Below are 11,033 nucleotides of genomic sequence, written 5' to 3' on the forward strand. Positions count from 1 at the left end.
TCACGATGGCCCGCTCGTCGTCGACGAGCGCCGACAGCGAGTGATGCCRGGTGGTGGCCCACAGTTCGCTGCCGTTGCCGAGCAGCAGATTCAATCGCGAGTTCGGGGCAGCGGCGACGACGTCCTGTACGAGCGCACTCATCGCCTTCTCGGGGTCCTGCTCGCCGAGCGCCCGGCGCAGGAGCAGCCACAACGCGGCCGAGTCGGTCGGTGCATCGAGTTGCAGCAGATCGTTCACGGGGAGTTCCGCGGCGAGCGCGCCGAGCGACTCCGGCCACCCGCGCACCACCCCGTTGTGACTGAAGGCCCAGGTCTCGTCGGAGAACGGTGCACAGGCCGTGTGTTGCACGGGCATCCCGACCGTCGCCGACCGTGCGGCGGCCACCACGGCGCGGGAGCGGATGTTCGGCAACGTCTCTCGCACGACGGGGTCGGACCAGAGCGGCTGGGCACTGCGGTAGCGGGAGAAACCGTCCGATCCCCACCAGCCCACACCGAATCCGTCGGCGTTGACGGTCCCGCCACCTCTCATGTCGCGTGGCGCGTAGGACTGGCGCAGGAGCGAGTTCTCGCCACGACTCAAGAGGTCGCCCACCGACTGTTCCGGTCCCAGATAGCCCAGGTGTCGGCACATCTCAGCGGTCGTCCCCCGGAAGGTCCCGAGCACAGCGGAATCCGGAGAAGATCTGCCTCCGGATCGGGTGGTCCCAGTTGCGGAACGTCCCACGGCACGCCACCGGATCGGTGCCGAACGAACCGCCGCGCAGCATGCGGTAGTCACCGCCGTAGAACACCTCCGAGTACTCGCGGTACGGGAACGCCGAGAACCCGGGATAGGGCTCGAACGGCGACGACGTCCACTCCCACACCTCGCCGATCAGCTGATGGACGCCGAGCGGGGATGCCCCCGACGGATATGCCCCGACCACCGCGGGACCGAGGTGACGTTGCCCGAGGTTGGCGAGCGAGGAGTCGGGTTCGGCGTCACCCCAGGGGAATCGGCGCGACCGGCCGGTGAACGGATCCCACCGCGCGGCCTTCTCCCATTCGGCTTCGGTCGGAAGTCTCTTGCCGTCCCAGCGTGCGAAGGCCTCGGCCTCGAAGAAGCAGACGTGCACGACCGGTTCCTGGAGATGGATCGGCTCGGTCACCCCGAACCTTCGTCGCCACCAGGTTCCGCAACCGTCGTTCTCCCAGAACTGGGGAGCATCCAATCCGGCTTCGAGGCGGTGCGCCCATCCCCGCTCACTCCACAACTCGGGCCGCGCGTACCCTCCGTCGTCCATGAACTCGAGGTAGCGGCCGTTGGTGACGGGGACGGCGTCGATCACGAACGCCGGAACGTGCACGCGGTGCGCGGACCTCTCGTTGTCGAGCGCCCACGGATCGTCCGACGTTCCCATCGTGAATTCGCCGGAGGGAATGACCACTTCGTCCTCGTCCATCGCCCCGCCGACACGCGGCGCGCTCTCCGCGGCCAGCACAGCTGGGCCGGTGCGCAGTTGATGGGTGGCGAGCATCGTTTCGGCATGCTGCTGCTCGTGCTGCGCGATCATGCCGAACGCGAATCCGTTCTCCTCGAGCGGCCGGCCCCGGAACGTGCTGCGGTCGAGCACGTCCCACGACTTGTCTCGAACGGTACGTACGTATTCCCTGGCCTCGTCCGGGTTCAGCAGCGGCAGGGACGGCCGGGAGTTCCTCGAATGTTTGAATGCGTCGTACAACTCGTCGATGTCGCGGCGGACCGGTTCCCGTCCTCCGACGTCCCGCACGAGCCACAACTCTTCCTGATTGCCGATGTGCGCGAGATCCCACACGAGCGGGCTCATCAACGAGGAATGCTGTGCAACGAGGTCCTCCCCGTCCACACAGTCCGTCAACCCCGCGGTGCGCTCCCGCGCCCGTGTCAACACGGTCTCGATCTTCTCGCGGGTACCCATCAGCTTTCCTCGCTCGGTGCCTGGCCCCGGCAACATCGTTCGGCGGCGGCATCGAGCAGTCTGACGAATTCGGGGTCGGGCGAGTAGGCCGCCGCCAGCGACAGCAGAGCTGTTGCCGCAGCGCGCAGTTCGAGGTCGGCCAGGCCGAACTCGGCCGCGTCCCGCCAGCGTTCGGCGGTGGGCAGCGCCGCGTCGAGCGCCTCGGCCATGGCACCCGGACCCGACAGCAGCGCGTCGATCGCCGCGATGGGAACCCGCCACTGGTCACCCGGTTGCGCGTCGAGGTAGCGCACCTCGAGATGACCGGCCGCGCGCACGGGCGGAAACAGGGTGGTGAGGTGATAGTCGAGGTCGGCGGGCGTCGGGCGACCGATCACGTCGTCCAGTGCGCCCTCGACCCAGTCCGCGAAAGTTGCACCGTCGGGCGCTGTCCAATCCGTTCCGTCGTTGCGGATGCACAGCAACGGCACGTCCAGTACCCACCCTGCATAGTCCGCGATGTGCGGAGTTCCGGTGGTGCGCGGCGAATCGAGTTCGAGCCACGTTCGCATCCGCTGCGACGCCCATTGCCCGTCGGGCACCCCGTAGAGCCGCGGCGAACACGCGAAGGCCGCGATCAATGCAGGACCGATGGCATGGAGCAGATGCCACCGCTTCTCCACCGCAACCGGATCGGCCCCGGCGTCCACGCTGATCTGCGTTGCGGCGGTGTTGCACATCATCAGTTTCCCGAAGGGCCCGATGCCGGTGAAGCGGGATTCCATGGCGCAGTACCGCGGCGATTGGAGGAGACGTTGAGCGGGCCGGCGAGTGTCCGCGGCCTCGGACGACATGAGGATCGATCGGGAAGACAGCAGGTCCGCGAGAACCGCCTGATCGGCGGCGAGATAGTCGCACAATTCGCGTGCGGAGTAATAGGGGGCGCTGGACAGTTCGATCTGTCCGCCGGGTTCGACCGTGACGGCGCTGCCACCGGGAAGGAGCTGAGCAGGAGAAGAGGGATCGATAGTTCTGGGAGTGTGCGGCCCGAGAGCTTCGGCGAGAGCGGCGAGGTCGGGGCGCACGTATTCCGGCAGTTGCGCGGTCAGCCACTCCAATTCCGCGCCGATCAGCTGCGGTGGCCCCAGTTTGAAGCACACACCACCCAGGTACGCCTCCGCCGCCGGCCGCGACGTGAAACACGTTGCCTCGACGGACTGAACTGCAGTAGCCATTCGACCCTCCCCTTCGGGCGCCGCCTGAACGTCGTTATCGACATTAGAGCGCCTCGGCCGTCGATGCACGCCCCAACGGCATACTTTTCGGGGAACCTGCACGGGTACGTTCGAGTCCAGTCACCGCGAAACGGAGGTATCGGACATGCTCGACCTCGAGCAGGCGCGACGGGACACCCCGGGCTGCCTCGACAAGGTGTTCCTCGACAGCGCGGGCTCCTCGCTTCCGCCGACCCCGGTCCTGGACGCCGTGTTCGCGCACCTGCGCCGGGAGGCCGACGTGGGTGGTTACGTCGCGGCCGCCGAACGGGCCGACGACCTCGCGGCCGTGAAGTCGTCCCTGGGCCGGCTGATCGGGGCGAGTGCCGACAGCATCGCCCTGGTGGACAGCGCCACCACCGCCTGGAACGACTTCTTCCACGCCGTTCCGCTCGGGGCCGGGGACCGTGTGCTGATCTCGGAGGTCGAGTACGCCAGCAACGCCATCGCCGTCCTGCAGCGGGCCCGATCCGTGGGCGCGACGGTCGACGTGATTCCCAGCGACCCCGCAGGCCAGATCGACGTCGCCGCCCTCGAAACGCTGCTCGACGACCGGGTCCGTCTCGTGTCCCTCGTGCACGTGCCCACCAACGGCGGCCTGGTCAATCCCGTCCGTGAAGTGACGGAGCTGGCACACGCGCACGGCGCGCTGGTGCTGCTCGACGCGTGTCAGTCCGTCGGTCAGATCGCCCTCGACGTCAGCGAGCTGGGCGTCGACGCACTCTCGGCCACGGGCCGCAAATGGCTTCGTGCACCGCGGGGCACCGGCTTCCTGTACGTCCGGCCGGAACTGGCCGCGACCCTCGAGCCGGCCGCCCTCGACCTGCACAGCGCGGAGTGGACCGCGGCCGATGCGTACCGGCTCGCCACCGATGCCAGCCGGTTCGAATTCTGGGAATGCGACGTCGCCGCGCGCCTCGGGCTCGGGGTGGCGGCCGACTATCTCCTCGACCTCGGGGTGGACGACGTCGAGGCGGCTGTCGCGGCCGGGGCCGAGCACCTCCGGTCGGGGCTCGCGGCGATCCCCCGTGTCACCGTGCGCGACCTCGGCGCCCGCCGCTGCGGAATCGTCTCGTTCACCGTCGACGGGTTCGATCCCGGCGACGTCCGGAAACAGCTGGCTGCCCGCAACGTCACCGTCACGGCCAGCCTGCGCGGATCGACACTGCTGGACATGAGCGCCCGCGGACTGGACGCCGTGGTGCGGGCATCGCCGCACTATTTCTGCTCCCCGGACGACCTCGACCGGTTCCTCGCAGAGGTGCGGACACTCGCGAACTAGCGCACTGAGCTGGAACTCACCCGGGAACCAGGACTTCGCGATGACGGACCAGGGAGGGTGATCGGGCGTACTTCCGCACCCCGGGCCGGGCGTCCGAGAACAAGCGGCTGCGCAATTTCCCCGACGTCCGGATCCGTCCGTGCATGTGGTCCGGCAAGCCGACGGGCCCGCAGGCGCAGGCCACGGCGCGACTGCTGTCCGGTGAGGAGGCGCGGGCCGCGGGCGCCCTGATCGACGAGAAGTATCCCGTGGTGCAGCGGATCGGGGTGCATCTCGCGCACCGTCTGGCACGCACGTCGACGCTGCACTACGAGCTGTCCGGCGTGACGGACATGCCCGGACAGCCGGGCCCTCACCGACCTCCGGACGCGACGTCCCACTGACCGGGAGATCCACCGATTCGGGTTTTGTAACAGGTTACAGTTTGAGGGTAACCCACGTCACACCACACCTGTGACCGCCCGAGAGGACTTCCACCCATGGTCGACGCCACACCGATCCGCCCCCGGTCCGCAGCAACGGTCGCCGAGTGGGACTACGAGGCCGACGTCGTGGTCGCGGGTTACGGAATCGCCGGTGTGTCCGCCTCCATCGAGGCGGCGCGCGCCGGCGCCGACGTCCTGGTCCTCGAACGCACCAGCGGCTGGGGCGGTGCCGCCGCTCTCGCCGGCGGCTTCATCTACCTCGGCGGAGGGACGCCGCTGCAGAAGGCGTGCGGGTTCGACGACTCCCCCGAGAACATGAAGACGTTCATGATGGCGGCGCTCGGCCCGGGTGCCGACGAGGAGAAGATCACCGACTACTGCGAGGGCAGCGTCGAGCACTACAACTGGCTCGTCGACTGCGGTGTCCCGTTCAAGGAGAGCTTCTGGGGCGAACCCGGCTGGGAACCGCCGTTCGACGACGGACTCATGTACTCGGGCGGCGAGAACGCGGCGCCTTTCAACGACATCGCGACTCCCGCACCGCGCGGCCACGTTCCGCAGATGGACGGCAAGAGGACCGGCGAGAAGGGTGGCGGCTACATGCTGATGAAGCCGCTCGTCGAGACCGCCGACAAGCTCGGGGTCCGAGCCGAATACGACATGCGCGGCCAGACTCTCGTCACGGACGACACCGGTCGCGTCGTCGGGATCGTCGCCAAGCAGTACGGCAAGGAGGTGGCAGTCCGGGCGCGCCGCGGCGTCGTCCTCGCCACCGGCAGCTTCGCCTACAACGACAAGATGATCGAGGCCCACGCGCCGCGGCTGATCGGCCGCCCCGGCGCCGCCATCGAGGAGCACGACGGACGGTCGATCCTCATGGCGCAGGCCCTGGGCGCCGATCTCGCCCACATGGACGCCACCGAGGTCGCGTTCGTCTGCGACCCCCAGTTGATCGTCCGCGGCATCCTGGTCAACGGCCGGGGGCAGCGCTACGTTCCGGAGGACACGTACTCCGGGCGGATCGGCCAGATGACCCTGTTCCACCAGGACAACCAGGCGTTCCTCATCATCGACGAGGCGTCGTACGAGGAAGGCGCGGCCGCAACCACGGCCACACCGTTCCTGCGCGTGCAACCGAAGTGGGCGGCGGAGACCGTCGCGGAACTCGAATCCGACATGGGCCTGCCCGCCGGCGCACTGCAGTCGACCGTCGAGGTGTACAACAAGCACGCCGCGGAAGGATCGGACCCGCTGCTGCACAAGAAGTCCGAGTGGGTGAAGCCGATCGGCACCCCCGTCGCGGCACTCGACCTGCGCGGGTTCACCCTCGGCTTCACTCTCGGCGGTCTGCGGACGACCGTGAACTCCGAGGTACTGCACGTCTCCGGCGAACCGATCCCCGGCCTCTTCGCGGCGGGACGGTGCACGTCCGGCGTGTGCGCGGGCGGCTACGCCAGCGGCACCTCCCTCGGCGACGGCAGCTTCTACGGCCGCCGCGCCGGCATCAGTGCCGCGAAGGAGGCATGACCGGGCCTACCCGACGAGCCGGACCGTCACGCCGGCCGCGAACCGGTAGGGCTGGGTGCTCAGGACCGCGCCGAGACTCTTGCGCAGACGCGAGACCTCGGCGCGGACCGCCACCACGTGGTCGCGGTCGCCGAACAACGATTCGCTGAGCGAGGCGGCGTCGACACCCGCCGGTCCCGCGACCGACAGCACCCGCAGGATCTGGGCGTGCCGGGGCGAGAGCGCCCGCGTCCAGTTGACGTCGCCCCGGACCGTCACGTGCGGCGCGTCACCGAGGTCGAGTTCCAGTTCGATGGCCGCCCCGTCGACGCGCCTGCGCACCAGCCAGCCGTCGCCGAGCGGTTCGGGCACGCACAGCCCGAGCCCCGGGACGAGCAGTGGCCGGTCCAGGCTCGGCGGCGCGACCCGCTCCGGCGCCGCGATGCCACTCGCCTCCGCGACCCACCCGTGCTTGTCGACGACCAGCGCCGGACCGCCCGCCGACGCCAGCAACGGTGCCGCCCGGCCGCGCAGCTTGTCCAGTTGCGCCGTGTGCTCACGCCACAGCGTCGCCTCGGCCAGACGCACCGCGGTGCGGACGAGCGCGACCGTGGTCGGGTGGATCGACATCGCCGACCCACTGATGTCGACCACGCCGAGAATCTCACCGGTGCGCGGATCGTGAACCGGCGACCCGGTGCACGACCAGCCGTGATGCGAGGGGGCATAGTGCTCGGCCGAGAACAGTTGCACCGCAGCATCTTCGATCAGCGCCGTGCCGATCGCGTTGGTGCCGACCGCCTGCTCCGCCCAGCGCGCACCCTCCGTGAATCCCAGGGCATCAGCCGCTTTCCGGACCCCGCGGGAACCTTCCCGCCACAACAGGACACCGTCGGCGTCGGCGATGACCACGATGAAGTTCGCATCGTCCGCKACCTGCGTCAACGTGCTGCGCAGTTCCGGGAGCACGGTTCGCAGYGCCGTCCGGGTGCGCCGCGCCTCGATCTCGGAGAAGTCGGCGGGCTCCACGTCCGCGCAGAGGTCCGGGCTCACACCGCCGGCCTGCAGACGGGACCACGACCGCGCCACCACGCCCCGTGGAAGGGCGGGCGGCTGCTGCCCGGACAGCACGGCGTCGTGCACCCGGCTGAGCAGCCGCGCATGTCGCGGCAGATCCACACCGCTTGCCACTGCGGTCAGCCGGTCTGCGGTCGGACGTTCAGCGCTCACAACGCCGAGGCTACCCCCGGCGTTGTGAGCCACACCACTGTCCGTCATCGGATCGGCTGCAACCCTTCCTCCTGGGCCTTGATCTGGAAGGCCAGATACTTCGAGTAGTGCCCGGACTGATGCAGGTTGCCGGCCATGAACCAGAAACCCGGATGACCGGACCGGCGCCACACCGTGCGCAGCTCGCCCTCGTCGTCGAGGCCCCACACGTCCTGGCAGCGGTCCGCGACCGCGTCGCCGAGGAACTTGCGGGCGCTCTCACGCATGTTCTTGTATCCCGTCGCGAGAACCACCACGTCCACCGGCATCTCGGTGCCGTCGGCGAACACCACCCCGTCCGGGGTGAAGTGATCGATCTCGGTTCCCTGCTTCACCGTCACCTCGCCGCTCGCGATCAGCTCGGATGCGCCGACGTCGATGTAGTAGCCGCCGCCGCGTCGCAGGTACTTCATGAACAGGCCGCTGCCGTCCTCGCCGAAATCGACMTTGAATCCGGCCTTCCGCAGACCGTCGAGCATCTCCGCGTCCTTCTCGGCGATGGCCTCCGTCGCCCCCGCGTGAATTCCCGCGAGCAACGGGTACGGCAGCGACGCGAAGATCAGGTCGGCATCCTGCACCGCGGGCCCGCCCTCCTCGTACACGCCGCCGAACAGTCCGGGGATACCGTGCTTGCTGCTCATCACATACGTGGACGAGCGCTGCAGGATGGTCACATCCGCACCCTGCTCGTTGAGTTCCTGGGCAATGTCGTGGCCCGAGTTGCAGCAGCCGACGACGAGGGCCTTCTTGCCCTGCATCTCCCGGCCGCCGACGAACCAACTCGAATGCTCGATGGTTCCCTCGAACGTGTCGGCGCCAGCGATCCGCGGAATGTTCGGCACCCCACTCATTCCCGTGGCGAGGACGACGTGCCGGGGGTGCAGCGTGCGGGTGGAGCCGTCGTCGCGGGCGACGGTCACGGTCCATTCGCCGGTGGCGTCGTCATAGCTGCCGCCGGTGAACTCGGTTCCCGTCCACACGTTGAGTTCCATTGCTTCGGCGTAGAACTCGAACCAGTTCGCGAGCTTGTCCTTGGGCGTGAACACCGGCCAGTGGTCGGGGAAGTTCAAGTACGGCAGGTGGTCGTACCAGACCGGGTCGTGCAGGACCAGCGAGTGGTAGCGCTTGCGCCAGCTGTCCCCGATCCGGTCGTTTCGCTCCACCAGCAGGGTGTCGACTCCGAGCTGCCCCAGACGGGCCGCGAGGGCGAGACCACCCTGGCCGGCGCCGACGATCACGACCGCCGGCTGCTCGGTCTCGAACTCGCCCTTGGCGGTTCGCCGGTCGAGCCAGTTGATCTTGCCGCGGTGGGCGCCGTGATTCGTGCCCGGAACCCGCCGATGCCCCTTCTTCTCCTCGTGACCCTTGATCTCCTCCATCGCGCTGATCAACGTCCAGGCACGCCACTCGCCGTCGTCGTCGCGCCTCAGCCGAACGAAACCGCGGCTGCGGGCCAGGGTCGTCTCGAATGTGAAGAAGGCCTGTATCCAGTCACCCTCCGGATCGGCCACCGCCTCGGCGGGGTGCGCGGGTGAGAGGACGAGGTGTGCACCGGAACCGAATCCGCGAGGCGCGACTCGATGTCCGCGCGACCGTGCGTGGTGTGCAGATCCCAGGTGAACGACAGCAGGTCGCGCCACCAACCGTCGACCAGGAAGTGCTGGGCGGCCCCGCGCACGTCGCCTCGTTCGAGGGCGGCACCGAATCCGGCCAGCCAGCGCCGGGCGATGTCACCCGGCTGCGGGATGGCGGTGTCGACGGGTGAGTCGAGTGTGGCGGTCATGATGTCCTCCGTCGTCGGGAATCGAGAAGTTCGATACCTCTGTGATACGGATCACAAGGACCGAGCGGCAGCGTTGCATCGGATTGCACTGTCCCCACCTCGGCGCCGCGCAGCCTCCCGAGGACACCCGATTAGCAGGTCAGCGGGCCATCCGGTAGAGTTCCATAAGTTGTCTCGGCGAGGGTGAACCAGAAGTTCCCATTGACTGGCTCACCGTGATCGACGCGGCGACGGCTCTGCTCGAGCGTTTCGCTCCTGGCCGTCGCGTGTTCGTCCCTCGTCGACTCGAACCGCCCGCCAGTTACCACCGTGAGTTGTAGGAGCCGTTTCACCATGTCTGACGAAAATCGCCTCGTAGCCGCCGTGCGCACCGAGTTCGGTAAGGGCGCCGCCCGCCGCGCGCGCCGCGACGGCCAGGTCCCCGCAGTCCTGTACGGCCACGGTGAGGACCCCCGCCACCTGAACGTCCCGTCCCGCGACTTCGCCGCCATCCTGCGCGCGCACGGCACCAACGCCATCCTGACCCTCGACATCGAGGGCAAGGAGCAGGTCGCGCTCACCAAGTCGGTCGTGGTTCACCCGATCCGCAACTACATCGAGCACGCCGACCTCCTCGTCATCAAGAAGGGCGAGAAGGTCACCGTCGACGTTCCCGTCGTCGTCACCGGTGAGGCCGCTGCCGGCACCCTGGTCGCGCAGGACGCCGCCACCATCTCCCTCGAAGCGGACGCGCTGCACATCCCCGAGCAGATCGAGGTCTCGGTCGAGGGCCTCGAGGTCGGCACCCAGATCCTGGCCAACCAGCTCGAGCTGCCCAAGGGTTCCACCCTGCAGGCCGACGAGGAACTGCTCATCGTCAACGTCGTCGCAGCCCCGACCGCTGCCGACCTCGAAGAGGAGACCGGCGAAGCCGCCGCCGAGACCGCCGAGGCTCCGGCCGAAGAGGGCGCCGAGAGCTGATCCTCTCGCAACCGCACTGATGTCGGCGGCGCGTCGTCCCGGATTGTCCGGGGTGACGCGCCGCTGTCGTCTGACACGACCCCCTCACGCATGGAAGGACCCTGTCGGTGAGTGAAGACACCGCTCTGGTGGTGGGCCTGGGCAACCCGGGACCGCAGTACGAGAAGACCCGGCACAACGTCGGCTTCATGGTGGCCGGCGCGCTGTCCGCTCGCATGGGTGGCAAGTTCAGCGCGCACAAGAAGAGCGGCGCCGAGATCGTCCAGGGCCGACTCGAGGGCCGTCCGACGATCCTCGCCAAGCCGCGGTCGTTCATGAACCTGTCCGGTTCCGCCGTTGCCGGCCTGGCCCGGTTCTTCTCCGTCGATCCCGGCAACATCGTGGTCATCCACGACGAACTCGACCTCGACTTCGGGACCATTCGCCTCAAGCAGGGCGGCGGCGAGGGCGGGCACAACGGACTGCGGTCCATCTCGAGCGCACTCGGCACCAAGGACTACCTGCGCACCCGTGTCGGGATCGGCCGTCCCCCCGGACGGATGGATCCGGCGTCGTACGTGCTGAAGCCGTTCTCGTCGGTGGAACGCAAGGAGCTCGACCTGGTCTGCGAAGAGT

At 68.6% G+C, this 11,033-nt stretch carries 10 protein-coding genes and 1 pseudogene; 5 read left to right on the forward strand and 6 right to left on the reverse strand.

The genetic code is table 11. The annotated features are described in order from the left end of the window. The 3 genes from egtC to egtA all read right to left on the reverse strand — a co-directional run. Nucleotides 1–634 (reverse strand): ergothioneine biosynthesis protein EgtC (gene egtC, locus AC1D1G_RS33855; RefSeq protein WP_477955486.1); only part of this gene is annotated, 634 nt, incomplete at its 3' end. A 1-nt stretch (nucleotide 635) separates the two neighbouring features. Beyond that, nucleotides 636–1,940, reverse strand: coding sequence for an ergothioneine biosynthesis protein EgtB (egtB, locus tag AC1D1G_RS33860; protein ID WP_477955487.1), 1,305 nt, complete (start codon nucleotides 1,938–1,940; stop codon nucleotides 636–638). Beyond that, nucleotides 1,940–3,154, reverse strand: coding sequence for an ergothioneine biosynthesis glutamate--cysteine ligase EgtA (gene egtA / locus AC1D1G_RS33865; protein WP_477955489.1), 1,215 nt, complete (start codon nucleotides 3,152–3,154; stop codon nucleotides 1,940–1,942). Before egtA ends, egtB begins: the two co-directional genes overlap by 1 nt. 145 nt (nucleotides 3,155–3,299) lie before the next feature. On the opposite strand from egtA, the gene AC1D1G_RS33870 reads away from it, so the two are divergent. The 3 genes and pseudogenes from AC1D1G_RS33870 (at nucleotide 3,300) to AC1D1G_RS33880 (ending at nucleotide 6,427) form a co-directional block, all read left to right on the forward strand. Next, on the forward strand, nucleotides 3,300–4,475 hold the full coding sequence (locus tag AC1D1G_RS33870; protein ID WP_105413279.1) for an aminotransferase class V-fold PLP-dependent enzyme: 1,176 nt from the start codon (nucleotides 3,300–3,302) through the stop codon (nucleotides 4,473–4,475). 53 nt (nucleotides 4,476–4,528) lie between these two features. Further along, nucleotides 4,529–4,858, forward strand: a pseudogene (locus AC1D1G_RS33875) (PNPOx family protein); the annotation flags it as partial. A gap of 96 nt (nucleotides 4,859–4,954) precedes the next feature. Further along, entirely contained in the window at nucleotides 4,955–6,427 is a 1,473-nt protein-coding gene (locus tag AC1D1G_RS33880; protein WP_477955491.1) for an FAD-dependent oxidoreductase, read from the forward strand. A gap of 6 nt (nucleotides 6,428–6,433) precedes the next feature. Here the strand turns inward: AC1D1G_RS33880 and AC1D1G_RS33885 are convergent, their stop codons facing one another. Genes AC1D1G_RS33885 through AC1D1G_RS33895 form a run of 3 tightly spaced genes read right to left on the reverse strand, consistent with a single transcriptional unit; the run spans nucleotide 6,434 to nucleotide 9,458 of the window. Further along, a complete protein-coding gene (locus AC1D1G_RS33885) occupies nucleotides 6,434–7,684 on the reverse strand; it encodes a GAF domain-containing protein (RefSeq protein WP_477955493.1) in 1,251 nt (416 codons plus the stop codon). Continuing rightward, complete coding sequence (locus AC1D1G_RS33890; RefSeq protein ID WP_477955497.1) at nucleotides 7,681–9,054, reverse strand: flavin-containing monooxygenase; 1,374 nt, start codon at nucleotides 9,052–9,054, stop codon at nucleotides 7,681–7,683. Before AC1D1G_RS33890 ends, AC1D1G_RS33885 begins: the two co-directional genes overlap by 4 nt. 47 nt (nucleotides 9,055–9,101) lie before the next feature. Continuing rightward, entirely contained in the window at nucleotides 9,102–9,458 is a 357-nt protein-coding gene (locus AC1D1G_RS33895) for a hypothetical protein (protein ID WP_477955495.1), read from the reverse strand. A 333-nt stretch (nucleotides 9,459–9,791) separates the two neighbouring features. Here AC1D1G_RS33895 and AC1D1G_RS33900 point away from each other — a divergent pair, with 333 nt between their 5' ends. Further along, entirely contained in the window at nucleotides 9,792–10,418 is a 627-nt protein-coding gene (locus AC1D1G_RS33900; RefSeq protein WP_105413284.1) for a 50S ribosomal protein L25/general stress protein Ctc, read from the forward strand. A 107-nt stretch (nucleotides 10,419–10,525) separates the two neighbouring features. Further along, nucleotides 10,526–11,033 (forward strand): aminoacyl-tRNA hydrolase (gene pth / locus AC1D1G_RS33905; protein WP_477955496.1); only part of this gene is annotated, 508 nt, incomplete at its 3' end.

This window comes from Rhodococcus sp. P3_B8 (genome assembly GCF_056402775.1).

Coding starts and splice junctions, on each gene's coding strand:
- egtB (WP_477955487.1), bottom strand. CDS start 1,940: ATGGGTACCCGCGAGAAGATCGAGACCGTGTTGACACGGGCGCGGGAG.
- egtA (WP_477955489.1), bottom strand. CDS start 3,154: ATGGCTACTGCAGTTCAGTCCGTCGAGGCAACGTGTTTCACGTCGCGG.
- AC1D1G_RS33870 (WP_105413279.1), top strand. CDS start 3,300: ATGCTCGACCTCGAGCAGGCGCGACGGGACACCCCGGGCTGCCTCGAC.
- AC1D1G_RS33880 (WP_477955491.1), top strand. CDS start 4,955: ATGGTCGACGCCACACCGATCCGCCCCCGGTCCGCAGCAACGGTCGCC.
- AC1D1G_RS33895 (WP_477955495.1), bottom strand. CDS start 9,458: ATGACCGCCACACTCGACTCACCCGTCGACACCGCCATCCCGCAGCCG.
- AC1D1G_RS33900 (WP_105413284.1), top strand. CDS start 9,792: ATGTCTGACGAAAATCGCCTCGTAGCCGCCGTGCGCACCGAGTTCGGT.